Source organism: Anaerovorax sp. IOR16, assembly GCF_017168145.1.
Classification (GTDB): domain Bacteria; phylum Bacillota; class Clostridia; order Peptostreptococcales; family Anaerovoracaceae; genus IOR16.
In genome coordinates, this window is record NZ_JADQTL010000010.1 from 402,398 (window position 1) to 428,953 (window position 26,556).

Below are 26,556 nucleotides of genomic sequence, written 5' to 3' on the forward strand. Positions count from 1 at the left end.
TATTTATTGAACGGCTTTTGCAGCAAGTTCTGCATCAATCTTTCTCTGCTCCAATATTTCTTCATATTCCTCGTCAGTCATCTTTTCCATTGTGAATCCGAGGTAGCCATACAGTATTGAAACAAGTGGATTTAACCAGTTTAAAACTGCATAAGGTGCGTAAGCTGCAGTTGGAACTCCTAAGAAGCTCGACATGGTAGCACCGCATACATTCCAAGGAATAAGTGGAGAAGTCAATGTTGCAGAATCTTCTAAACATCTGGATAAGTTCTTCGCCTTTAATCTTCTATCTTCAAATGCACTTCTGTACATTCTGCCCGGTAGTATGATTGCAAGGTATTGATCGGCAGTAATCAAATTAACAAAAATACAAGAGCAAATGGTTACTGTAACCAAGGATCCTGTGCTTTTAGCAAATCCCAAAACTTTTTGAGCAATATCATTTAACATACCTGTTGCTTCCATAATTCCACCAAAGGACATGGAACAAAGAACAACACTGACAGACCATAACATATTGTGGAATCCGCCTCCACCGACTAAATCCGCTACCATATAATCATCATTTAATTGAACTTCACTGATGGATGCATAGCCATAATGCATGGTTGGGAACCAATCCGCAATAGAAATTCCCTGTACTGCCGTCATACAAAATAGACCAATAAGAATTCCAAGATAAATTCCAGGAAGTGCTGGAATTTTAAGAACTACAATCGCAACTAAAATAAGTATTGGTAATAATAACAAAGGACTAACTACAAACTCTTTTATAATTTCAGACTGTAATAAATCTGCTTCAGCTACAGAAACATTATCACCAGCAGAACTTCTTCCAATAATAGCAAAAACGATAAGTGATACTACCATAGAAGGGGTTACTGTAAATACCATGTGTCTGATATGATCAAACAGGTTTGTACCCGCTACTGCAGGTGCTAAGTTCGTAGTGTCAGATAACGGGGACATCTTATCTCCAAAGTAAGAACCCGCAACTACTGCACCAGCAGTCATTGCAGGGCTGACACCAAGTCCGATTGAAACGCCGATCATCGCAACACCAATGGTTCCGGCTGTCGTATAGGAACTTCCAAGGCATAACGATACAACAGAACATAAAATACAAACTGAAACTAAGAAAATAGATGGGTTTAAAATATTTAATCCATAATAAATCATTGAAGGGATAATGCCAGCTGCTTTCCAAGTAGCGATTAAGATTCCTACTGATAAAAGAATCAAGCACGCTTGCAATGAACGGCTGATTGCAGAAAGCATACCGCTTTCCATATAAGACCATTTCCACCCATTTAATGCACCTGCTGCTGCGGCTATAATTGCCGCCATTAGCAATGGCATATGGGACTCACCATAACTAAATACAATGGAGTAAATAATGACGCCTAGAGATAATACTACTACTAGAAATGTTTGCCACATAGGAATTTTTCTACCCATTTTTTGTCCTCCCAAAATAAAATAGTAAAAATAAGAAGATAACTTTGTTTATCGAGGCCCTACGATATAATCATTGTAACAAGGGAATACTAAAAAGTCAATGTATTCTGAAAATACATAAATACATAAATACATAAAATACAATAATACCATCCGACATAAAGATTCAAAATACAACAAAACCCCTAGGGACAGCATTCCTAAGGGCTTTGTTGTAATTGGGTAAATAGTAAACACATAGTATGGCAAATCTATGTTATTTGTTACTACAATTTTAAGTATATATGTATACATTGCATTCGTCAAGTCTTTTTAAAATTGTCTTATATTGCATCAATTTATCTTTTATGATATATTTATTAAAACAAACATATAAAAGGGGAACATATTATGGATTCATCCTTAAGAAATTTAGCGACTAAAATGATTCTGGAAAAAATACAGCGTGGCGATTTTGCAGCAGGCGATATCATTTCCGAATCTGAAATCTGTAAAATATTAAATATTAGTCGTACTCCTGCAAGAGAAGCTTTAATTGAACTTGTAGCAAATGGGGTCTTGGATAAAATCCCTAGAAAAGGATATCAAGTTGTTAACACCAGCCATAAACAAAAATTAGATGCCTATATTATCTTAGCGGATCTTGACGCCTTAGCAGGAAGACAAGCCTGTCCTATGATGACAGAGCAAGATATTCTTCACATGCAAGAGCTGGTTGACTTGATTGATATTGCAATTAAATATAAAAACTATGCTTCCTATTGCGAACTACAAGAAAAATTTCATCAAGTTTACATTAAACGTGCGGACAACCTATTGCTTTCTCGAATGTTAGATGAAATCAAGTCCAGTGTATTAAGATATACTTATTTTAGCGAAGATATTGACACACAGTTTGAAATATGCAGATGGATGAATGATGAACACAAAAAAATCATTGAGCTATTCCAAAGTGGTGATGCCGATGCTGTGAGTCAATACTTAGAATACACACATTGGGCGACCAAAGATTACGAGCTTATTTAATATTGATTCAAAAAAACAAGCACCTTTAGGTGCCTGTTTTTTTGATAGAAAATAAATAAACGAAGATGTACAGCAATGTTATTTGGCTGCCTTAAGCCTCATTGCACTTTGCAATCAGGTCTTCTGCAGTTTCCTTAGTCAATCCTGCCTCTAAACAAACTTCAATAAATGCTTTATCCAAACGTGAACTCTGCTCTTCGGATAATAGCATACCTGGAAGTTCTTTAATCTTAGCGACTTCATCTTTTGCTTTTTCAAAGATGGTTTTTCCGCCTTCCTTTTTCCAGCTTGCTCTTTCTTGATAGTTCATGACTAAGTTATCATAATTGTGTTCTTTCTTAAACCACTTTAACGTATGTTTTTCTTTCATATAATTTCCTGCAGGGCCAACCTTGCAAAGCAAATCATTTGCCAAAGTCTCATCATTGAAAGTGATTCCTTTTTCAAAATGTTTTAATGTTCCAATGTATTCAGCATCCATAACCAGCTTCTCTACACTCATTTCCGCAATAACATTCAATCCGCCTGCACCAGAAATATTATCAATTCCGAGTTGAAGTGCAATAAAACCACTTCTTGCCGTTTCACTACCCGCTTGATAATCGATTGCCTTAGAATCGGATAGTGCAGCATATGTATGTGTTGGAAGGCCGTAATATTTTCCCATTAGGGCATATCCGGCGGTTATCATATTTGATTCCATAGCAACCATTGGTGTGTACATAGTACGCATATTAAAAATACAAGGCGCCCCACCATAAGAAACTGCTGTACCAGGTCTGACAACCTGGGCTAAAATAAGTCCGGATAGAATTTCAACGGTATGCTGCAAAATGCAGCCTGCAATTGTAATAGGACCGGTTGCTCCTGCAATTTGAGCTGAAATTAATTCGATTGGAATATTTCTTTTTGCACAATCAATGATGTTTTGTGCACCAATATGCGACCAAGTCATCGGGGATGTAACGCAAATATCAAATATACTATATGGCTTTTCCATTACATTTTTTTCGTTTCCAAGCACTGATTCTAAAAGCTTAAAAGTACGAGGAACACCCAATGCATCGGTTGCTCCGCCAATAATTGGTTTATTGGAATATTTCATCTCAGTATAATACAAATATTGTGACCCTAAATCTCCAGGTGCTTCTTCACAAACAACAGAAGAAGATACGAAGTCAATTTGTGGTAAGTATTGTGCTACTTTTGAAATTAATTTTAAATCAGCCACGGTAGAAGGTCTAGCCGTTTCACCATCATCAGCTAACATAAGTCCAGAACAGCTTCCTGGATTAAATCTACTTTTAGAATCACCAAACTTACAATAATAGTTTCCATCTCTGTCATACAGATCAAAGGAACTAGGTGCTGATTCAATGCATCTTTCAATCAAATCTCTAGGGAATTTAACCTTTTGTGTCTCTCGATTAACAATGCAACCGGCTTCTTCAAGAATATCCAAGGCTTCATCGTATGCAAAGACAACCCCTGCATTTTCAAGAACACGAACAGCATTTTCATGCATCTGTTCAATTTCAGAATTCGATAATATTCTTAATTGCGGTAACGATTCAAATGTAAATTTACCCATAAATTTTCATATCCTCCTATATCGTTTATTGTATCCATATATATAAAATATACTTTAATCCAAACAAAGTCAAGCAAACAATTCAGAATACATAAAAAAATATTACAAAAACGTTGAAATTTTAATGTTTTAATATGTATTTTTTTGTTTTCTCTTTTTTACGTATACAGTATTCGTTAATTTTCATTGTTAAAGAATTTAAATCATTTCAAAAAACTAAAAAAGTGGCTTAGCCACTTTTTAATTTATATTATTTTAGTAGATCTCATCTACACAGGTACCCAAAACTTGTCCTATTGGCTCATGAATCACGAGAGTTGCTTGACGATCTTGGTCTGTGGTGGATTTATTAATCAATATTAAATTTTTTCCATTAAAGTAACGAATTAAACCAGCAGCAGGATATACTACCAAGGATGTCCCTCCAATGATTAAGGTATCCGCTTTTGAAATTGCACTCACTGCTCCATTGATACAGTCTTCATCAAGAGATTCTTCATAAAGCACTACATCCGGTTTTACAATCCCCCTACACTTTTCACAGATCGGTATCATATCTTCGCAATGTGATTCATTCATAATATAATGTAAAGGATAAGATGTATTGCACTTGCTGCAATAATTACGTAATACAGACCCATGAAGCTCATAAACTCTCTTGCTCCCCGCTAATTGATGCAATCCATCAATATTCTGAGTAACTACCGCTTTTAAAACTCCCTTTTCCTCTAATTTAGCCAAAGCATAATGTGCTTTATTTGGTTTCGCTTCTGAATAAATCAAATTATTCTTGTAATAATCATAAAAAGTATTTGTATTCTGTAAATAAAAAGTATGGCTTAACATTTCTTCAGGAGAATATCCATATTGCTGCCTTGTATGATACAATCCATTTTCTGATCGAAAATCAGGAACCCCGCTTTCAGTAGAAACTCCTGCCCCTCCAAAAAAAACAATATTTTTACTGTTCTTTATTATTTCTTTTAACTCGTCATACATTCCCATACTCCTTCCAACTTTCAAAAACATTTCTTTTATTTATTTTATCACCTTAATAGAAAAAGAAGCAAGAAACCTTAATGAAATTCCGTAAGATTTTTCCAATATCGTACGGGCATACATCTTTTTTGGCAAGCAGGATTTGTGCGTTCCAAAATTGCAATGGAATCAAAATATCTTTTCCATAAAGAACGGTACCCCAATTCATCCTCTGTAACGGTAAAACGAATATTACGGTTCAGATCCCCTAAATACCAATTACCATCTTGACAAAAAACAGCTTTTTCTCTTCTTAAATCATGCAAAATAAATGTTTCCATAGGCAAACGTTTTGCAAAATGATCTGCAATTAGCTCTAATATGTTATGATCCGGTTCGATTGGTGCATATAAAATCTGATGAGCTTTACTCTCTGAATTAGACCCCTCTTTGCTTTCTTCTATTGTAGAAAATCGTACCAGTCCTAATAATCTATGCTGTTCATTAGCAACCTTCTTTTCTATCTGCTGTACATTATAAACTTCGGATACCGAATGAAGAGAATCTATCATCCTTCCTTTTCGAAACCCTAATATCAAATAATGCAGAAGCTTGGTTTCCTTCTGCGGATCGTTAGAAAGAAAAGTTCGATAAACACGACGCAAGGAAGCATTTGATATTTTATTTTGAATGGCTTCATAGACTCGTTCTGCTTTTTCCGATTCGGTAGCAACTAAATAAAATGGATACAGCATTGACCTTTGATAATCCTCTTCTGGATAAATACCGTCAGCTTTTTCTTTATAATAATGAGCATACACGCAGCACAAAAACCCTTCAAAGCTGCCATCATACAAGTAATCCACGTTGTTCCTCCTTAGCTGCAGCAAGCAAGTGCGTACGCTCTGTACCAAACAAGGATAACTGTTCTTCTTTATTTGGTGGTAAAAGCCCGTATTTAATACGCTCTGCCGAAAGCATTTGCCCACGTATCTTTTCAGGAGCAATTTCTCCTTCACCATAATACCTTCCACAGCAAGTAATAAAAAACTTCGCTCGTTTTATAACCACACCGATTTTTTTTAAATCATCAAATTTCACTGCACTAAGCCGTCTCTGTCTCACAATTCGCATTGCTGATATATTTCCCACTCCCGGAATTCTTAACAATTCTTCCATAGAAGCCTTGTTGATTTCAATTGGGAACTGCTCAATGTGGCGAAGCGCCCAAGTAACTTTTGGATCCAATTCCAGATCAAAAAACGGGTTTTCTTCATCAAGCAACTCTTCTGCCGAAAATCCATAAAATCGAAGTAGCCAATCTGCTTGATAAAGTCGATGCTCTCTTAACAGAGGAGGTGGAGTTAGAAGTGCAGGAAGTTTTGAAGAAGAAACAACTGGAATGTAAGCAGAAAAATAGACACGCTTCATCTGAAACTTTTTATAAAGACTTTCTGACATTTTAATAATTTGCCGATCACTTTCCGGTGTTGCACCAATAATCATTTGTGTAGTTTGACCTGCCGGAGCAAAATTATATAGATCTCCTTTCTTATAAGGAAGAATTCCATACTTTGCTTCCTGCTCTCGTGTTGACACCGGAAGCTCTAAACCATTTAGCAGTAAATCTTCTCTTTGTTTTAACTTTGAAAATCGATTTCCGGCACCTTTTAAACTTTTCTGTTCTTCTAATGTATTAGTAATCTGCCTCATGGGATTTAAAATTCCTGCCGCTTTTTTTTGGGGGGCTAGTATTGCTAAACTTTCCTTCGTCGGTAGCTCAATGTTCACACTTAAGCGATCAGCTTGCAAGCCAATTTCTCTTACAAGTTCGGGCGATACTCCGGGAATGATTTTTGCATGGATGTAACCCGAAAACCCATATTTCTCTCTCAATAAAGAAAGTGCTTTTAAAATTCGTTCTGCTGTGTAATCCGGAGAATTCTCCACTGCAGAACTTAAAAACAACCCTTCAATGTAATTTCTTTTATAAAATTCTATGGTTAATTGGGCTAGTTCCTCCGGTTCAAATGATGCTCTTTCTACATCTGCAGAACGTCGATTTACACAATATTCGCAATCATAGACGCAACGATTGGAAAAAAGGATTTTTAACAAAGAAATGCATCTTCCATCTGCCGACCAAGAATGGCAAATCCCAGATACTGCAGCCGTCCCCATTTTTTTTGCTTTCGTTCGATCTGCTCCGCTGCTGGAACAAGAAACATCATACTTCGCACTGTCCGCTAAAATTTTTAATTTTTCTAACGTAACATCCATTCCCGGCATATTCCTTCTCCCTCTGCCTTTTTAGATTTTTGAAATCCTTTTCAAATTAAAAACATTGAATAATCAATAAAAAAACATTTGTTCTATTTATTATAACCAAAATAGAACAAATGTTCAATGTTTTCTATGATTTTTATTTCGTTTACTTTTTCTTTATAGTATTATTTAAGTTTTCCAATCTTTTTTGCTTGATGTCCCCAACATTCGGTTAAAAGTTTTCTTGCAGCAAACATAGAAGTGAGCGAAGGGTCCAATGGTGGTGCCACTTCAACAATATCGAACGCAATGATATTTAATTCCTCAAATAAAATTCGTAAAAGCTCAAGTGCATCTCTACTGGTAATCCCACCAAACTGCGGCGTTCCCGTACCGGCTGCATACGCAGGATCTAAGCTATCAATATCATAAGTAATATACACCTTATTATATTTAGACATTTTTTCTACGACATCCCTTGCAATTGCTTCCATTCCTTCATGATAGCAATCATATGCAGTTTTTACTTGAATCAAATTCTCTTTTTTAAATGCATATTCATCCGGTTCAATAGAACGAATTCCAATAAAGTATAAATTCTGAGTCCCTTCAATGTTAGAAAGTTCCAGAGCCCTTCTTTGAACCGAACCGTGCGATAATTTATCTCCACCCATATCGTCACATAAATCCATATGAGCATCAATATGAATAATTCCAAAAGGTTCTGAAATTGCATCGTTGATTCCTGCCTCTATTGGTATGGTTACAGAATGATCGCCGCCAATGGCAGTAAAGAAAATTCCCTTCTTCACCAAGTCAGTTACATATGATTGAATTTCCTGAAATAATACTTCACGATTTTCCTCTTTAAAATCGCCGGCATCGAATACGGATAATTCATCCATGTATTCCAATCGCTCTGTGCATGGTGTAGAAGTAAAAGTATTTTGCCGAAGCACACTTGGTCCCAAGCTTGCACCCGCACGATAACTTACACCTTGGTCAAATGGAATTCCAAAGAGAACGATGTCCACTTCTTCTTCCGCTTTGTTCGGTTGATTCAATCCACACCATGCTCTTGCATCATTTGCAAATTCATCTTTTACTCGCATTTGTTTCCACCTTTCCTTCCTTAGTAAAAACTTACAATAATATACAAATTGTTAAAACAATTTCATACCTTTAATAAAATTATAGCAAGTGTCGCATAAAAATGATATAATACATAAAATATTTTATAAACTTTATTTGATTTCCTCGGATAATTCGAATATGATTATAAATATTTTGATGCAAACCAATGTTGAGGAATTATAGAAAATGGTGAGATTAAATGGAAACAATTTTAGCAATTGATGATAGTGCATTTAATATACACACACTAACCTCTTTTTTGCAGAACGATTATCATATCATTTCAGCACAGTCTGGCAAAGAAGGGATTCAATTGGCAATGCAACATTTGCCGACTCTTATTTTGCTAGATATTGAAATGCCTGAAATGAACGGCTTTGAAGTATTAGAGGAATTACAAAAAAATGAAAGAGTGAATCGAATTCCAGTCATTTTTTTAACAGGGTTAGCCAATATAGAAACGGAAGAAAAAGCTTTACTCGCAGGCGCGGTTGACTATATTACTAAACCTTACAATCAAAATATTGTCAAAGCGAGAGTACGTACGCACGTAGATTCCTATTTATACCAAAAAACAATTGAAAACGAATTATTACTGGATGTCCTTACAGGCCTTCACAATCGAAGAAGCTATGAACGCTTTATGTTAGCCAAATGGAACGACGCGCTTGTAAATCAGACTCCGCTTTCCATAGCAATGATTGACATTGATTATTTTAAAAACGTAAATGATACCTATGGTCACCAAGAAGGAGACCGTATATTAAAGATGGTTTCTTCTACGATTCAATCTGCACTTCCTAAGTATAATAATTATGTAGCACGTTACGGCGGAGATGAATTTGTTATCATCTTGCCAAATGTATATGCAGAGGAAGCCGAGCAAATTGTAAACAAAGTATGCCAAAACGTTTTTAATCAATCTCTTCCAAATATACATTCTAAGGTTTGTGATATAGTAACGATTAGCATCGGAGGAGCAACAACTATCCCAAATGAATGTGAATACCTCCTAAACTTTATAAATTCTGCTGATGAAATGCTTTATAAAGCGAAAGCTTTTGGAAGAAATCAAGTGGTTTGGAAAAAATAAATTTTACAAAAACCCTCATACAATTGCATGAGGGTTTTCCTTTTTAGTAATCATTCTATATTATTTTTAATTAACGCAGAAATGATAACGGCACTTTCTGCTCTCGTTGCATTATCTTTTGGATTAAACGTTGTTGCCGTTTTCCCATTTATGATGCCTGACTTTTGTAACTGACTTACCGCAGTTTTTGCATAAGCTGCAATTTTTTGCTGGTCCGTAAACACAATCTCTTTTTTGACCACTGCTAATTCTCTTTTGATTACCTTACTCTGGTAATTTTGAATCATAACTGCCATATCTTGTCTTGTAATTTTAGCATTCGGTGCAAAATTCATTTTCCCGTCAATATCTTTTTGCCCTTTTACAACTTCGTTATCATAAGCCCATGCCACTGCTTTTGCATACCAATCTGTTGCTTTTACATCTTTAAATGTTTCAGCTGCTTTCGCCGCATCAATATTTTTTGGATTTTCCATTCCATATAATATCTGTGCGAATTCTGCGCGTGTTATATTGTCATTCGGTGCAAAAGTATTTACTCCCTTTCCACTAACTACTTCTCTGGCTGCTAAAAATGTAATGGGATTTTTTGCCCAATGTTTTTCAGCATCCTTAAATACAATTTTTTTATAACCAACAGCATAGTTTGAAAAATGATTCGTCAAGAAAGTTATCGTTTTTTTATTCTCATCATACTGACAATCTTTTATTATTTCCAGTTGCCCGTGATCATTAATATAATAAATAATGAGACTATTTAAATCTTCGCTTGCAGAAGCTTCATATGGCATCGATACCTGTATTTCTTCTTTAAAATCAGAAATTATTTTATCGCCTACCGACATATGAAAATCAAGGATTGGTCGGTTTCCGATTTCCTTTTCAAACTCTGCTTTTTCTGCCTTAGAAATTGTTTCGAGTTGAGCATAATCTACTTTTGCAACGGTCAATTTTAAATCACCATTTATATTCCTTGTAATATGAGAGAGGTTTTCCTTTGAAAGATTTAAATCTGCAATTGGTGTCTGCACCGTCAGCATATCTACATGCTTTTTTAATTCCAATAAGGATGTCTTTGGTAATTTCGTTTCTATACTTACGGCTTTTCGGTCTGTTTTTACTATAATTTGTACTTCTTTTCTTAAGTTCTTTTTCTTTTCAGCCGCTTTTATAATGGTATCAATCGCTTTGCTTATTTCCTCAGTCGAAATAGCAGCCGTTGCATGATTGTTTTTATCAATGCTTGCCTCGACTTCTGTTTTTCCAATTGCACTTCCCTTTTCCGTTTCTTCTATTATTCCTATGTTGTTTTTTCCACCTGCTGCTTCTACGGCTTTTTCATCCTTGGTCCAATCCTTCGTATAATAATATACAATGCTGTCTCCTTCTGACAGATCATATTTTGTCAGGCTAATTAGTGGTAATTCTTCATTTACCTTGTAAAGCCAACCGGAATTAGGACCTTTTGAAAATTCTTCTAATGTCGTTCCTGATTTATTAGTAATGGAAGATACGTAGCCACGACTTGCACCTTCATAGGTAAATCCCTTATCATCCAGCACTTTTGTAAATACATGGTATACGGTTGCATCCGATTTTACGGTAACCGGTGTCTTAGAAATCCAGGTTCCAGAATCAGATTTTAACGTAAAGTATACTTTAATTTCTTTTTCTCCGATTGGTTCAGATGGCTTTTCCTCTCCTCCACCAGCTTCTGTTGCGTATATTTCTGTTTTTTCTCCGGCGGAAAAATCATAAACATTAAATGGCTTATGTAAATCCATAACTTGTTTTGCCGCAACTAAGGCCATAAATCCTTGCTTTGTTGCATATAGATTATATTTGCCATCAAAAATAAATCCTTTTAAATCTTCCGTTTTATAATTTAAAAGACCATCTACTACACTTTGATTATTCTTGATAAAACGAGTATCTGTATAAGGGTTGATTCCAAGTTGTGCAAGAGCAATAATGACCATTGCATCACTTCCCACACCTCCGAAACTACCATTTTCACCTTGCTTTTCTGATATTTTTATCAGATTTTTATCGACTGCAATTTTTACATCTTCCCTATCATAATACGGAATCAGTCCTTGCAAAAGCATTGCCGGCCCATCTACACCCCAAGCCCAAGTGGATTCATCGTCTAGCATCTCCAGCATGTAGGCAATGTTTTCTTCAATGACGTTGCTTGCATCATAATTCCCTTGCGATAATGACAAAACCACATAAGGCGCAATCGTATTATAGTAACCTTGTTTTGCTTCTTCAACTGAAATTTGTTTTAATCCAGTTACCGTATTTATTTTGGCACGGTTAATTGTCCATAAACGAGTCGGATCATATCCCAAAGCATTCATAGAAAGAATGGTTGCGACATACGTGTTTGCATCTGTTGAAGCTTGATCTTTTAATTGAGTTAAATTGTAAATTGTTTTATTTACATAAGCCTGCTTTGCCTCTTTGGAAATTTCTGACTGACTCTCAGGAAATGCTCTTTTATAGGCTTGGAACGCAACAATGTTCCACCAGTCCGTCTCCGTTTCTTTCCAAAACCCAACATCTTTCGCTGCATAATCGTTTGCAATATTTGTTGCAAAATTATTTAAAAATACGACTTTATCACTTTTTACTACCTTAATTGAAAATGTTTTTTCAAAGGTCTGCACTCCTGCATAATTTTTAAATCTTGGACTCGTCAATGTTGCCGTTAACGTAACGTCTGTTTCCTCAAATTGCGGATATACTTCCAAACCATCCGTAATCACATTCGGATTGCTGCTTTTCCATATGATATTTGCTCCGATATGATGGTACTTCGATGCTTCTTGAAATTCTATACCACTCTCGCCTTTTACTGCCGCTTCTACTTTTTTTAGATTACTTTTCACGTTTTCTGCATCTACATTAATTTCTTTGATAACATCAAAAGTCAATGCATCTTGCACTTCTCTTAAAACAGTATTTTCCGCCTCTGCATCTTCTTCCGTAAAGGCTTTTACAATAGCAGGGAATCTCTTCTCTACATTACACCCAAGGTAAAAAAGTGTTAAAACGATATCCCCTGTCTGATCTGCATTTGTTCGTGTAATTTCCGCTCCGCTTGTTACTTCTTTGACACCCAAATTCTCGGAAGTCCACATAACTTGAATCTCTCGATATGCTTCTTTAAAGTTTTCATCCTCATCGACATAGTTCCAATTATACGGAATATCATTAATAGAATAGGTCAAATTGTTTAAATCAGCTTTTTCTTTTGTTCCCCGAACTGTAATATCATCCATCGAAAACAGTTGAATCGCCTCATTTAACAAATCATCCGCTTGTTGTTCTTCTTCTTCTGTAACAGCAGGGATCACAATTTGAAACGTTTTTTTCGTTTCACTTGGTACGGGCATTGGCCCTTTGGGCGCCATTCCATAATCCCAACTCGGACTCGGCTTAATTATTGCTGTCAATGTAACAGAAACATCTTTTTCTCCAACTGCTGGACGATAAATCGTTGTTTCATATGCTCCATTCACCGCATATTTTTCAATTTTCGTTACAGCAGGATGACTCGACTCCCATGTGGTTTCGGTATAACAGTTTAAAGGATCTTCCTTTGGTAAATAAATCATAGTTTTTATTTCATTTTGAGAAAGATTCTTTCCTTTCCATAAATCAAAGGTAAGCCAATTACCGCTTAATACTTCTTGTTTTGTAACAGCTCTTTTTGGCACTGTAACCGGAATTTTGTACTCTTTTTGCGTATCCCCAAGCGATAAAGTAAAACTTACTTCTTGATTCTCTATCGCTTCTTCACCGTAAACAATAGTTCCATCTTCTTGAATTTGCGTTTGGAGTAATGGGTCACAAGTACCTGCAACTTGAATATCAAGATTTTGTTTTCTTACTTTTTCTTCGATAAAATCAATAATATTTGTATCTTGTTTTACTTCACCGTTCCATTCCACAACTTCAATGGAATCAGGAAGGTTTGTAATCACAGCATTTAACGTATCTTGAATTTCTTGTTCTGAGTACGCTTTAATTGTTACGGAAAATACTTTTTCCTCAAAATATTCTCCATAAGAAACGGTTGCCGTAAGTTGCACTGTTTTGTCTTCTGTAAACGAACGTTTTACAGATCCATCTTTTAAAATCACAGAAGAATCCGAGCAAGACCATCGAATAAACGTTTCCCCGCTTTGACCCGTTTGAATTAAATTCAGCGGTTCTTTGATTTGATTCAGCGCTTCGTTTCCTCCCTTTATTCCATCAAAGGTAAGTGCCTCTTTATCTGCTGCAACGCACTGTTGCTTTTCGTCATCAGACAACCCTTCTTCTACTATGACTTTACAGTTAGAAGGGATTAAAATTTCACCTTCCTTTAACGCAGATAAGTAATACGTTCCTGCTTTTTCAAAGGACAAAACAGCTTGCCCATTTTTGTCGGTAACAATGCCTTTACTGTTATCAGAAGGAATATTGTGAGAAGTTTCATTTCCGATAAGAATTGTTGCATCTTCCAATGGAATGTCTGCGGATGCCCCGCTCATCATTCCGCCTTTCCAATCAGAGGTTGTTATTACATTATGCTTAAGTGTGACAGAAAACATTTGGTCTTCTTTCACATTCATTTCCGTCTCACAAAATCTTGTATATAAATCTGTGAGAAAATCCTTATAAATGGTACCTTCGATTTGATCACCATCTTTGACCTCAGCAGTTGTATCCATAACCATCATGCCGTTATTAAAATATCCGATATTATAGGTATTTTGTCCCCAAAATTTACTGAAAGATGTTCCATTGTATTCACAAGCAGAAAGCCCGTCTTCATGGTAAAGTTCATGTGCTTTTTGTAAAACATCAGCGACTGTGGATCCTTTTTCCACTTCCATCGGTACACAAATTAGGCCTGTAGCTCCATCGCATCCAAGTTTAAATTCTCCTTCCACACTGATGGTTACCAAAACTTCTACGGTCTCTGCCAACTCTCCTGTCGGTGCTTCTAAGTTTTGTTGATTGCTTTCTTCTTCTGTTTCCTCTTCGACACTTATAACTTCTGCCGCGGGATCTGTAAGTACTTCCTCTGCAGCAAAGGTAATTCCCGGAATCGATGTCATAATAAGCATCAACATTAAAATGAATGCTGTCACTCGCCTAAATCGTTTTCTTGTCTTCATTTTTTATTTTCCTCCTTGCCCTTAATGTTAAAATTGTTTGTCCATTATTTCTAAAACAGTTGATACTATTTTTCTATGACTCCATACGTCGTAAAACACATTTTTCGTCAAGTCGCTTCTCTCACCTTTAATTGCACAGGATGTTCTTCTTCAATCAATCCGTATTTCACTTTGATACGATCTAATTTTTCAAGCATCGGTTGTGAGCAAACATATAAGAAAAATACAGTTGATGTTGCATGCACCAAGTCGCAAGGAATTCCTCGCAAATATGCTAATAATATCATTTCCATTGTTGGATTTGGTTGGTGCATAATCACAGAAGCCGGATTTAAAATGCCTCCATATATGAAGAATGTCGCAAATCCACCAAATACACAAAGTGCTTTCTTATTTCGTTTTAACCAATTTTTTTGAAATAGAAATCCTGTTAAAAATCCAATGATTCCAAATCCAAACATTTGCCAAGGTGTCCAAGGTCCCTGCCCGAAAAATATATTGGACGCAAAGCCAGTAACCGCTCCAACAAGAAATCCCGTTTCTGCTCCGAATGCAACGCCAGCAATCATGACGACGGCAACAACTGGTTTGAAATGAGGCAGCATGAAAAACGCCCCTCTTCCCGCAACGCCAATTGCGCACAGAACCGAAATGACAATCAGTTCTTTTGCTTGCGGTTTTCGATCTTCAAATATCATTAAAAACGGAAGCATTGTTTCCAAAATAATTAACATGGAGATAAAATAATACTTGCGATCATTCAAATAATACACACCGATAAAGATCGTCAAAGGAATCCAAAGTAAAATAATTAAAGAGGCTAATAACGTTCTCTTTGAAATTTTCGGTTTAGCATTCAAACAAGTGACCACGCTGCTTTCTCGTTTTTGCTTTAAAAGTCCTTTCTCTTTTTCCTTCTTCTCCTTTAAAAAGTTTTTCTTCTTTCCAAAATCTACAATTGGATTTATGTTTTTCGTTTCCGAATCAACATTTTCTACTGTCTCATATTCCAAACCCTCTATGGATTCTCCGTTACAAACTGCAATTACATCACTTGCCGTAATTGCGTTCGGTATCAAATGTCTTGCCATACGATTTGCTTCAGTTGTATAAAAATTATTCCCTTTAAAGAATTCTCTCGGAGTTCCTTCTGTTACGATACCTCCATCAAAGAACATCGCACATCGCTCTGCGTAATTTGCACAAAATTCCACATCATGACTTACCATAATAATAGTAATGCCTTTTTCTTTTAGTCCTTCTAAAATCAAAGCAAAACGTTTTTTATAGTCGGCGTCCAAGCCTTTTGTTGGTTCATCAAGTAATAATATTTCCGGCTCCAACAGTAAAATTTTTGCCAATGCTACCCGTTGTTGTTCTCCACCCGACAAATCATATGGGTGTTGTTGCAATAAATCCTTTAAGTCGCAAAGAGAAATTACAGTATCTACTTTTCGTTTTTTCTCTTCTTTAGACATCTTGAATGCACGAAGCATTTCATATAAGTCCAACTCCACTGTTTTTTTCACAAACAAAGTCTGTGGGTTTTGTGGCAAGACGCCGAGCAGCCCTTGAAATTTTTCTTCATCTGTGATCTCACTTAACAAACGACCTTGGATTTTTACGGTTCCCCGATACGGACGATAAATGCCTGCGATTAAAGATAACGTTGTACTTTTTCCGGTTCCATTTCCGCCAAGCAAAGCAAAAAATTCTCCTTTTTTTACTTTCAGATCTACACCCTTTATAACATCTGGTAAATCTTTTTCATATTTAAACCATGCCTCATTAATTTCAATTGCATAGTCATCTTCCTTCTTTTCTTTTTTTATAGATTTCAATGTTTGTTCTAAGGATTGCTTTCCTTCTAAATCGAAAAATTTGGTTTGTTTTGAATGGTCAATTGGTGAATCATTTTCCTTCAAATCTATTTGTACTGCATTGTTTTGTTGGTTTTTATGATTATTGGATTGTTGAAAAAAGGATGTTAACCATTCCCGTCCTTCTCTTACGGTAATCGGACAATGCAAGGTATTTTTAACATTTGCATACACTTGCATCGGAATGGGCATTGCAGAAAACATTTTATCATGGCTTTCTGCAAGACTTTGTCCTACTTCTTTCGGTATCCCATCGGCAATGATTCCTCCCTGCTCCATTACGATTAAGCGATCGCTAATCGGTAGTACCTGCTCCAAACGATGCTCCGTCATAATTACCGTTGTTCCCAACTCACGATTAATCTTTCCGACGGTTGCCAAGAAATCCGAGGCTGCAATCGGATCTAACTGGCTTGTCGGTTCATCCAAAATTAAGACCGATGGCTGCATTGCCATAATTGCCGCTAAATTCAAAAGCTGTTTTTGCCCTCCGGATAATTCCGATACATTTCTGTAAAACCAACCTTGAATTCCGAAAAAGGAAGCCATCTCGGCGACACGTAATCGAATGGTCTTTGTATCATATCCCAAACTTTCCAATCCAAATGCCAATTCGTGCCAAACTTTATCGGTTACAATCTGATTATCCGGTGATTGCAATACAAATCCAATTTTTTCACTTTGCTCTCTTAAATCCATTTCCTCCAAAGGTTTCCCCTGAAACAAAATCTCCCCTGTCTTTTCGCCATGAGATGCCAATGATGGTTTTAGTTGACGTAGTAATGTCGTCTTTCCACAACCGGAGGCTCCACATAATGTAACAAACTGTCCAGGTTGAATGCTTAAACAAATATCCTTTAAAACCTGACGCTCTTGATTCGGATAAGAGAAATTTAACTGTTTAATTGTGTAGCTTTCCATTGTCTATTCTCCTTTACGTCAATCACAATCGGTACTATGCAAAGTGCAAAATACACAGCATAAGAAAACAGAAAAAAAATGGTAGATGGATTTCCTTTTACGGTTGGATAATATCTAAAATAATAGACTTTCATTAACCCACAAGCTAAAACGAATATCCCCAAAATACCAATATAAAGCAATGCTTTTTTATCTCTTCGATCGAATCGATAAATGGAAAATGCCGTTCTTCCCGGAAGTCCATATCCTCTGCTTTTCATACTTTCTGCCGTTTCAATTGCATTTTCCAATGCCCAAGTAATCATAATCGATAAAATCGTAATGCCGTTCTTCGCTTTTTGTATCCAAGAACCGTTTGATAAGTCTCTTCCGATACACTTTTGGGCGTAAGATATTTTTTTAATTTGTGCTTTAAATCGTGGTACAAACCGTAACACCATTGATAATATCAATGACAATGCCGGAATCACCCTGCCAAACAAATAAATAAATTTATCGGATGTCATTACTTCGTTATAGCAGGAAAACCAACAAATTACCGCTGAAAGCATCGTTGCTGCCGCAATTCCGTATAAAATCGATTCCAATGTCAATGGATTTCCATTTGAAAAATAAATTAAAATAGTTTGTCCTTCATGATTAAAAGCGGGATTTAAAATCGCTGTTACTATTAGCATAGGTGCTAAAAATCCGAAATTAAAAAGAATTGCTTTTTTCCCTTTTAAATAAATCGAATAGGTAAACGCAGCCACCAAGGAAATTCCCAGACATACGGGATGCATAAACACCATGGAAAATCCTAATACAAATGCGAAATACAAAAAGTTTACTAACGGATGATAAGAAGAAAAGGCATCCACATGACATTCCTTACTTTTGCTCATAGAAACCGTCTCCTACATCACGTCCCAGATCACAGGTATACACCCATACAATCACATCTTTGTCTTTAATCTGATACCGGCTGCATCCGTAATTCGGGAACCAATCATTAACTTTATACATCCAGCCGGATAATTCTCCGCAATCAAATTCATAAAGATTATGAATTCCTTCAATGTATGCCGAATTATAAATCGGTGTATTTTCAAATTCCATATGTATTTTATTCTTTTTCGTTTCTCGACGAAGCAAATTAAATACACTTTCCCCTTCATAGAAGGTCACTTTCGTCGGTGGCAAAATTACGCCGTCTTTTGGTACCAATTCCACTTTCTCCGGATCCAAATCATCCATATTGTCGAGGATGGTATCACAGACAATCGATATCGTACATGTCTTTGCGTTTTTTGTGATAATCGCCTCTTGTGGTTCTATTGGATGCGGTTTTCCTTCCGGAATCGGGTCAGTTAAATATTTGTCTTTTTCTCCTTTGCTTTCTTCGTCTATTCCTTGCAAACTCAAATGTTTATCACCTTGGTCACTTTCAGATTTGCCCTGCTTTGTTTCGCTTTCTTCACTTTCTGCTTTTTTCAAACCCGATTTTTCTGTTTCGCTTTGAGCTTCTGATTGATTATTCACTTTTTCGTCTTTTTTACTATCGCTGCTCTGTGATGTTTTTTCTATATCTTCTACACTAGAATTCTCGTCCTCGCTTTTTTCTAAATCCGTGATATTTTCACCATTTTCAGTTTCCTCTACCGAATAAGCGGGTTCGGAGTCCGCTTTTCCACCTTTGGCGTAATCACCGCCCCAAAAGAATGTTACGACAAGTAAAATACAAATAATCCCAATCCCCAGCCATTTATAATTCATTCTTTTCATTCTGCCATCTCCTCATATCATAAGTTCCCCGCTAAAAATAAGCAGTTACTTATTCATCGGTCTTTCTTCTTTATGCCATGTTTCAAAACTTGTTATAATAATTCGGATGCATTCAACATGCGATAAAGCATTTCTGCAATTTCGCAGCGTTTTACTGAAGTTTTCGGTGAAATTTCAATGGCACTCTGATCTATAATATTTTTTTGATAGCAAAATGCACATGCATCAGATGCCCAATCGGACACTTCCACATAATCCGTAAATTGTGATAATACATCTCTCTTTGATAAGGTATCAATTGTTGTATCCATTCCGCAAAGTTTTGCCGCTCTTGCAATCATACATGCCGCTTCTTCTTTTGTAATAGTACCGTTAGGATGAAATGTTTTTTCGGAAGTTCCGCTTACAATTCCGTTTTTATAAGCACTAGCTACATAATCATAAAACCACTGATTCTTTTTCACATCCTCAAAGTTTATGTCACTGCCATCCTTTAATCCCAATGCTTGTACCATAATAGTCGCAAATTCGGCACGACTCATTGTTGCATCCGGTACAAAATTGTCTTTTGTTTTCCCGTTGATAATTCCACGTTCCGCTAATGCTTCGATTGCTTCCTGGTTTTTATGATCCTTAATATCTTTAAAAGTTTTTTCTTCGAATGAAATTTCTTTTATCTTTACTTCGTTATTTACGTTTGAATCTTTTTCATCTTTATTTATTTCTTCTTTTGTAAATGCTTTAACATCATTCATTCGATACAAACTGTTTTTTCCATCAATAGCACGTTGAATGGATACCAAGGCATAAAACCCCTGTTCTGTAGCCATTTGATTTATATTTGAATCTTTCTTTGTATGTTGAAACCCCTTATTGTTCGTATAATAAGACAGCAAATTGTCCTGTAATGTATTCCCATTTTTGATAAAACGTTCATCATCTAATGAAACGCCCAATTCCGTTAACGCTACAATAACTTGAACGACACTTTCAGAATTTGATTCTCCCCAAGAATCATATCCTCCGCTATTATCCTGCATGTTTGATAAACAAAGTAAAGCTTTTTCGGTTGCCTCTTTTACTTTTGCTTTATCCTGATATTTAGCCAATGCCTGTAAGACCATGCCAGTCATATCCGGATCCGCCGTTAGGTCCATTAATTGTGCATCATCTGTTCCACCGGTTAAGGAAAAACCCCCATCCGAAAGCTGTCTGGCTAAAATCTCTTCAATGTATTTTTCTCTGGTTGCTTGTACTGCTGCTTTCTTATTTTCCGGCATCAGATAATTTTTACTGTCTAAGGCAATCAATGCCCAAACTGGACCATTAATTCCCTGCCAAATGGTCTTTTCATAATCGCCCAAAGGAGTAAGCAAGTTGTATCCAGCTACATTTCTTGGATCGTAGCCGATTGCAGTCAGCGCTAAAATCAAACGTGAATAGTCCGTATATTTTTTTTCATGCAATACACCATTGCATTCCTTAACATACTCCTCCACCTGTGTATAGTAATTGTCAAAGTAACTCTTTGGTACATCACACCCACTTCGTGCAAGACCTAAGATTGCCCATTCCCCACCAATGGAACCCACTTGCCGGTTCTTAACTGTTTCGTAAATGTAGTGCGCAGTATTATTTAATGCTTGCTTATGAATTGTATGATCCGTTGCAAACACACTAACTGCATTTCCCATTATCATGGTTACTACCAAGAATATAATCAATAATGACTTATTCCTCTGCTTCATTTCCATTCTCCTTTTCTTTTTTCGCAAAAAAATAAAAACTGCAGCATTTCTGCCACAGCCGTATTTCTGCGTTATTTGTACACTGAAAAAAGCGTCCTCTAAAATGGTAGACTTCGCCCGTCTTTCTCCAATTACCCGTGGATGTACTCGTATTTTATGTAGGTCTTCTGGCTTACGCTTCTGGAGTAATTCTCCTACATCTTCACTTACCTTCCCAGTTTCCCAGTGGCAAAACACAATATCTAAAGCAAAGATTCCACGATTACAGCGGCGGGACCGCGCAGGATTTTAACCTGCTTCCCTCTTAGCTGTCTACGAAATTTTTCTAATAAAATAACGTAAACAGACATAAAATTTCTGTATTAATTTTTACTACATTCTACCAACCACTTATTTTATTGTCAAGAACAACTTCCAAAAGGTTTTATATTTCTTATTACATAAAAACCCCTATGGACATTTAAATTCCATAGGGGTTTAAATAAATAATTAATTTAATTTTTTATTAATTTAGCAATCATTGTTGCAGCTTCCGCTCTTGTCGCATTACTCTTTGGTGCAAACTTGTAGGTACTGTCTGCTTGTTTTATTCCGCTAATAATACCTGCCTTCTGCATGGAGGTTACTGCTTCCTTTGCATAGCCTGCAATTGCACTTGCATCTGCAAAGTTTATTTCTTGATTGCTTGCAGTTAGTTCTTTCTTTGCTACCTTGTTTTGATAGTTTAGTATCATCACTGCCATATCCTGACGAGTAATCTTTGCATTTGGTGCAAAATTCATACTGCCGTCTGCATTTGTCGCGCCTGCTACTACACCTTGTTCTGATGCCCAAGCCACTGCATTTGCATACCAATCGGTTGATTTTACATCCTTGAATTTTCCCGAAATGCTACTTGCATCTGTATTGATTGTGCTGTCTGATGCTTTTGCCATTCCATAAAGAATCTGTGTAAACTCAGCTCTAGTAATGTTAGAATTTGGCTCAAAGGTTGTTGCTGTTTTTCCTTTTAGAATGCCCTTATTTACCAAGGTCATTATACTTTCAGCGTACCACTCCTTGTTTCTTACGTCACGGAATTGTGTTCCAGTTGCAACTTCTTCTTTATATCCAATCGCATAGTAGGAGAAATGATTGGTACGGAACTGGACTCTTTTCTTTCTGCTGTCATAAGTACAATCCTTCATTTGTGTTTTCTTTCCGTTGTCATCAATATAATACACACAGACATTTGCAGCTTTTTCATTTTTCTCCAAAGTATATGGTAAGGATACGAAAATCTCTCCTCCTTTGAAGTTTGTAATTTGTTTTCCGTTAGAAACCATCTTTAAGTCATACACTGGTCTTGTCAGCTCCGTTAATTCTTTCAATATTGCATTCGCTTTGCTATCAACCACTTCTACACTGACTTTTACTTCACTTCCTTGTGCATCTTTACCAATTGATTCCAATGCTTTCTGATCAAACGTCAAGTCTGCCATAGGAGTAGCTAAAGTTAACTGTGCTTTTTCTGCATTGGCTACTTCTTTCACTGATTTGACTGGCAAGCTGGCTTCCACAGCCTTTGCTTTACTACCTGCCTTTACCTCTACTCTAACTTCAGAAAATGTGTTCTTTCCTTCTTTTTTTGCCGCTTCTAGCGATTTATTTAAAGAAGTTGTAATGTCTTTTTCACTTACTGTTGCAGTTGCTTTTCCGTCTTTGTTTGTCTCTGCTTCTGTTTTAGTTGTAGTGGTTGCAGTTGGTTTTCCATCTGCATTTTTATTAATCTCTGCTTTATTTGTATTTGATGTTGTGACAGTACTTCCACCTCCACTGGAAGAGCCCCCTCCAGAATTCTTTTTCGTTACTGTAATCGCTTGTTCTGCGGTTTTATCTTTATAGGTAACGATGACTTTTGTGTCGCCTTTTGCTAACACGCTCTTATCAACTGTCCAGCCGGTTACAACTTCTGTTGTCTTATCATTATACTGTGCTGTAACTTCCATTCCAGCTACATTGAAGGTTTCTCCTTCTTTGTACGTTACCTTATCCGGCGCTTTGCTGATTGTGATTCCGGTTAAGGTCTTTTCTGTCGGAGGAATGCCAGTTGATGAGTTTTTAATTGCCATTAAATAACAAGAATCATTTTTATAGTAAAGAGTTCCATCATTATCGCAAACCAAACTGCAAATACAGTATTGCTCTAAATCTCCTTTTGGTACAAACAAATGGCCTCCCTTAGTGTTTACTATAGCAGCACCGTTTTCATCCAACTGTTCTGTTTTTTCCACTTCAATGACATAAATGCCACCAGGTTTATAATTGTATGTAGCATAGACATAAACTTTGTTTGTATCCTTTGCATAAGCAGTAGACAGTAAAGCACTTGTCTGTACATATCCCGGAATATCTGCCGTTCCTACAACAGTCATCGGGTTTGTTGTTACATCTATGATCTTATAGCTATGTCCTTTATCTGAAAATTGAGCTGGACCGGAAACACCCAGATAAGCAAGTCCGTTATAAACCAATGGTGTTCCTGTACACATTCCGCCTAAATCCAAGTATTTGATCGTACTCTCATCAAACGTTCCATCATTGTTTACCTTTACGGTATAGAACCATCCGCCTTTGGTGGAAAAATAAATGCGATCTGTCTCTTTATCATAAGAAACGGTAGAGCGTATATCTCCTTTAATTCCTGTAATGGTATCTAATACTTCTCCTGTTAATGGGTCGCAGGAATATAAAACTGCATTTTCGATATAACTGCCTTCCGAAGATCCATCATCAGAACCGAAAATTACATAATTATCCGTCGCATAAGCCCCCGCCCAGTAAAAGCCACCTTTATGATTTATCTTCCATGTGCATAACTTTGTTTCATCAGTCTTAGACGGATCTTCATCCGTTACCGATAAGCAAAAATAGTTTCCTATTTTATCTTCTTTGTTCCATGTGCCGCCATAAATATATCCATTGTTGTACGCTGTTGGGCAAAGTGTCTGACCGCCAATTTTTTCACTCACCCAAAGTGATTCAAGGGTATCTGCACGTAATGCCTGAATTCGACCGTATCCTACCGGAACAAACAGCATCCCCTCTGCATAGGTAATCGGATTCATTGCAAATCCCACATTATTTACCATTTCTTCACTTACTGCTAACTGTTCACCGGTTTCTTTATCTAAACGATAAACTTTCTTCCCTGCAGCCATGTATAGATCATTATTTAAAACAATTGGTGGTGTAGGTGCAGCAGACCAGCCTGATCCATATTTTTTACTCCATTTTAAAACGGCCTCATTTGCGGTAATTGGTGTTTTTGCCTCTGTAACACCCATATTGGCATCGTTTCCTCTAAAATTCACCCAGTCACCGCTATAAGGTGGCAATGGATTTGCAGGAGCAGGTGCATTAGAAAGTGTTACTTCTATATCTCCTGCTTTTGTTAACGTTCCAGTCTGTCCCACATATCCATTTTTCGTAATCGTATAAGTATACGTATCTCCTTCTAATAGATTGCTAAAACTTCCGTCGTTATTTCTTTCAATTCCTTCCCCTACAGAATCATACAAACATACAATTGCATCTTGCGGTGTTACGTTAAAGTTAATATTATAAGATTCTACCCAATTTAATTTAACTGTATAATGCTTGGTTAATGCAGCTTCACCTTCACTATAGGTTACGGCAATATCTATAGAGTCCTTACCATCTATATTAACGTCTGAAGATTCCCCTCCATTGTAGGTAACTGTATAACTGTCACTTTGTTTTTCTGCATTAACTTGAATTGTTTTAATACTATTAGCTACAGAAATATTATACTCTGCAGTTGCTGCATTAAAGTTTTTATCTAAATATAATTCCTTTGAACCATTTTTTAAAGACAAACCCTTTAAGGTTGGGTAAGAGTCAACAGCAAAGATATACGTAGTATTATTTTGTGTGTCTTTTGATGTAACAACCAAAGAAAATTGGTTTTTCCCTGCTTTAAGGCAATTTGCCCAGTTTGTTCCTTCATAAGCAGTATTTGATTTTAATACCTTTTCTCCTCCATCATAAACCACTTTTATGGTAGCTTCGTCTTGCTCTGCCAATGGTGTAAATCGTAACTGTCTCGTCGTATCAAGCATAGCTGGCAATGAATATTGGTAGTTTGTTGGTGAAAACACTACTCGATTCGGATAGCTTTCATTCGCTGCACCAAGTACAGCAGAAGCTTCCATATCACTATATCCTCCTGTAAATATAAGCAGTGAAGCAAGCCCTGACCCTTGATGTACTTGAATACTTTGCTCAGTATTTTTTCCCTCGTAAGTTACTGTAACTGCCACATCATCTTTGCTTAGAATGGATTTATCAACTGACCAGCCAGTCACCACTTTAGAGGTGTTATCACTGTAGTAAGCCGTAACTTCCATTCCGGTCGAATCAAATGTTTCTCCCACATTATAGCTGGTTTTATCCGGTGCTTTAGTAACGGCAATGTGATCTAGAATTGGATCTTGTGTACCAGGATCTATATTTTTATCAACAATTTTTAATGTATATGTTTTTTCATCTGTAGGTGGATTTCCAGCATACTCTGCAAAACTGCATTTTAGACGTATTTCATCTCCATCGGAAACTGGAATTTCCTGCATTACTTTATATTCTTTATCATTACGATCCAAATACTTTAATATAGCCCAGCTATTTACACGCATTCCACGTAGCTTTATGGAATGAACTCCTTCATTTAACTGAAGTTCATACTCATAAGTATCTGTCTCAAATCCCGGCGAAAGCGTTCCGCCATCTACAAAGATATCTTTTAATGCTGCCGTCTGATTATCCCAACTGCATCCGATATCTTTTCCCAAAGAACATGTATTCTGCCAACGAACATAATCTCCACTTTCTACTTTAAATGCAGAGGTACTCATATTGATAAACCAATCATTATGAGTGATCATCCAACCGCTTCCGCTTCCGGAACAAAATTCGCCGAAACTTTCAACGAATTTCCCTGCTATAGTAGTAAAATTGTTGATACAAGCTAAATAAAAACCATCATCTATCTTACCAGTATTTTCATATTCAATGCCAAGATGATTTAAAAGAGCCACAGTCGCATGCGAAATACGCATATCTTCATCTGATACATACACTCGAGTTTCCGGAATGAGAACCTGTAACGGCTCGGGAAAATCCACATCTTGGCTTTCACGAATTCCGTAATCCTCAAAACTTATTGTGATATACCCGAGTCCCTTATCTTCTCCGACATACTCTCCTATATACTCTCCCGAAGGAATGTCACCTTTATAATTGGAATACATTCCTGCTTCAATTAATTCTTGTTGGCTTACACCAGTTCCATCTTTGTAATCTGCATAAGAGATTGTTCCCAGTCCCCCAAAAATAGATAACAGCATCGCCACGGTTAAAATCCATGCTAAAAACTTTGTTTTCTTCATTTGTATTTCCTTTCTTTACGCATATTGTTTCTATCTTTATCGCCAAGGGTAACCCCAAAAGCGTTAAGAGAATATCA

14 protein-coding genes and 1 riboswitch are annotated in these 26,556 nt (G+C 36.6%); of the genes, 2 read left to right on the forward strand and 12 right to left on the reverse strand.

Annotation, left to right across the window (positions count from 1 at the left end; genetic code table 11):
- Positions 1-3 precede the first annotated feature (3 nt).
- Positions 4-1,458 carry a Na+/H+ antiporter NhaC gene (gene nhaC, locus I2490_RS12410; protein WP_206460075.1) on the reverse strand — a complete coding sequence of 485 codons (1,455 nt, stop codon included), beginning with the start codon at positions 1,456-1,458 and terminating at the stop codon, positions 4-6.
- 390 nt (positions 1,459-1,848) lie between these two features.
- Between nhaC and I2490_RS12415 the strand changes: the two genes are divergently transcribed.
- Positions 1,849-2,484, forward strand: a complete 636-nt coding sequence (locus I2490_RS12415) for a GntR family transcriptional regulator (protein WP_206460076.1) — start codon at positions 1,849-1,851, stop codon at positions 2,482-2,484.
- Positions 2,485-2,575: 91 nt separating this feature from the next.
- On the opposite strand, the gene I2490_RS12420 is transcribed toward I2490_RS12415, so the two are convergent.
- The 5 genes from I2490_RS12420 to speB all read right to left on the reverse strand — a co-directional run bounded on the left by I2490_RS12420 (position 2,576) and on the right by speB (position 8,430).
- Complete coding sequence (locus tag I2490_RS12420; protein ID WP_206460077.1) at positions 2,576-4,075, reverse strand: trimethylamine methyltransferase family protein; 1,500 nt, start codon at positions 4,073-4,075, stop codon at positions 2,576-2,578.
- 255 nt (positions 4,076-4,330) lie between these two features.
- A complete protein-coding gene (locus I2490_RS12425) occupies positions 4,331-5,074 on the reverse strand; it encodes an NAD-dependent protein deacylase (protein ID WP_330634636.1) in 744 nt (247 codons plus the stop codon).
- Positions 5,075-5,151: 77 nt separating this feature from the next.
- Positions 5,152-5,919 (reverse strand): TIGR03915 family putative DNA repair protein, encoded by a 768-nt coding sequence (locus I2490_RS12430; RefSeq protein ID WP_206460079.1) that lies wholly within the window; start codon positions 5,917-5,919, stop codon positions 5,152-5,154.
- Positions 5,903-7,342 carry a putative DNA modification/repair radical SAM protein gene (locus I2490_RS12435; protein ID WP_330634637.1) on the reverse strand — a complete coding sequence of 480 codons (1,440 nt, stop codon included), beginning with the start codon at positions 7,340-7,342 and terminating at the stop codon, positions 5,903-5,905. Before I2490_RS12435 ends, I2490_RS12430 begins: the two co-directional genes overlap by 17 nt.
- 161 nt (positions 7,343-7,503) lie before the next feature.
- Complete coding sequence (gene speB / locus I2490_RS12440) at positions 7,504-8,430, reverse strand: agmatinase (protein WP_206460080.1); 927 nt, start codon at positions 8,428-8,430, stop codon at positions 7,504-7,506.
- A 221-nt stretch (positions 8,431-8,651) separates the two neighbouring features.
- Between speB and I2490_RS12445 the strand changes: the two genes are divergently transcribed.
- On the forward strand, positions 8,652-9,545 hold the full coding sequence (locus tag I2490_RS12445; RefSeq protein WP_206460081.1) for a GGDEF domain-containing response regulator: 894 nt from the start codon (positions 8,652-8,654) through the stop codon (positions 9,543-9,545).
- Between the two features lie 50 nt (positions 9,546-9,595).
- On the opposite strand, the gene I2490_RS12450 is transcribed toward I2490_RS12445, so the two are convergent.
- From I2490_RS12450 to I2490_RS12475, 6 genes are all read right to left on the reverse strand, one after another.
- The gene (locus I2490_RS12450) at positions 9,596-14,719 is read right to left on the reverse strand and encodes an S-layer homology domain-containing protein (protein ID WP_206460082.1); all 5,124 of its coding nucleotides are present in this window, start codon (positions 14,717-14,719) and stop codon (positions 9,596-9,598) included.
- 107 nt (positions 14,720-14,826) lie between these two features.
- Positions 14,827-17,520, reverse strand: a complete 2,694-nt coding sequence (locus I2490_RS17015; RefSeq protein WP_330634639.1) for an energy-coupling factor transporter ATPase — start codon at positions 17,518-17,520, stop codon at positions 14,827-14,829.
- Positions 17,493-18,404 (reverse strand): energy-coupling factor transporter transmembrane component T, encoded by a 912-nt coding sequence (locus I2490_RS12460; protein ID WP_206460083.1) that lies wholly within the window; start codon positions 18,402-18,404, stop codon positions 17,493-17,495. Before I2490_RS12460 ends, I2490_RS17015 begins: the two co-directional genes overlap by 28 nt.
- The gene (locus I2490_RS12465) at positions 18,391-19,284 is read right to left on the reverse strand and encodes a DUF4430 domain-containing protein (protein ID WP_245157179.1); all 894 of its coding nucleotides are present in this window, start codon (positions 19,282-19,284) and stop codon (positions 18,391-18,393) included. The genes I2490_RS12460 and I2490_RS12465 overlap by 14 nt, the downstream gene beginning before the upstream one ends.
- Positions 19,285-19,376: 92 nt before the next feature.
- On the reverse strand, positions 19,377-21,032 hold the full coding sequence (locus I2490_RS12470; protein ID WP_245157180.1) for an S-layer homology domain-containing protein: 1,656 nt from the start codon (positions 21,030-21,032) through the stop codon (positions 19,377-19,379).
- 140 nt (positions 21,033-21,172) lie between these two features.
- Positions 21,173-21,394, reverse strand: a riboswitch (cobalamin riboswitch).
- Positions 21,395-21,526: 132 nt separating this feature from the next.
- Positions 21,527-26,479 (reverse strand): S-layer homology domain-containing protein, encoded by a 4,953-nt coding sequence (locus I2490_RS12475; RefSeq protein ID WP_206460085.1) that lies wholly within the window; start codon positions 26,477-26,479, stop codon positions 21,527-21,529.
- Positions 26,480-26,556 lie beyond the last annotated feature (77 nt).

Coding starts and splice junctions, on each gene's coding strand:
- nhaC (WP_206460075.1), bottom strand. CDS start 1,458: ATGGGTAGAAAAATTCCTATGTGGCAAACATTTCTAGTAGTAGTATTA.
- I2490_RS12415 (WP_206460076.1), top strand. CDS start 1,849: ATGGATTCATCCTTAAGAAATTTAGCGACTAAAATGATTCTGGAAAAA.
- I2490_RS12420 (WP_206460077.1), bottom strand. CDS start 4,075: ATGGGTAAATTTACATTTGAATCGTTACCGCAATTAAGAATATTATCG.
- I2490_RS12425 (WP_330634636.1), bottom strand. CDS start 5,074: ATGTATGACGAGTTAAAAGAAATAATAAAGAACAGTAAAAATATTGTT.
- I2490_RS12435 (WP_330634637.1), bottom strand. CDS start 7,342: ATGCCGGGAATGGATGTTACGTTAGAAAAATTAAAAATTTTAGCGGAC.
- speB (WP_206460080.1), bottom strand. CDS start 8,430: ATGCGAGTAAAAGATGAATTTGCAAATGATGCAAGAGCATGGTGTGGA.
- I2490_RS12445 (WP_206460081.1), top strand. CDS start 8,652: ATGGAAACAATTTTAGCAATTGATGATAGTGCATTTAATATACACACA.
- I2490_RS12450 (WP_206460082.1), bottom strand. CDS start 14,719: ATGAAGACAAGAAAACGATTTAGGCGAGTGACAGCATTCATTTTAATG.
- I2490_RS17015 (WP_330634639.1), bottom strand. CDS start 17,520: ATGGAAAGCTACACAATTAAACAGTTAAATTTCTCTTATCCGAATCAA.
- I2490_RS12460 (WP_206460083.1), bottom strand. CDS start 18,404: ATGAGCAAAAGTAAGGAATGTCATGTGGATGCCTTTTCTTCTTATCAT.
- I2490_RS12465 (WP_245157179.1), bottom strand. CDS start 19,284: ATGAAAAGAATGAATTATAAATGGCTGGGGATTGGGATTATTTGTATT.
- I2490_RS12470 (WP_245157180.1), bottom strand. CDS start 21,032: ATGAAGCAGAGGAATAAGTCATTATTGATTATATTCTTGGTAGTAACC.
- I2490_RS12475 (WP_206460085.1), bottom strand. CDS start 26,479: ATGAAGAAAACAAAGTTTTTAGCATGGATTTTAACCGTGGCGATGCTG.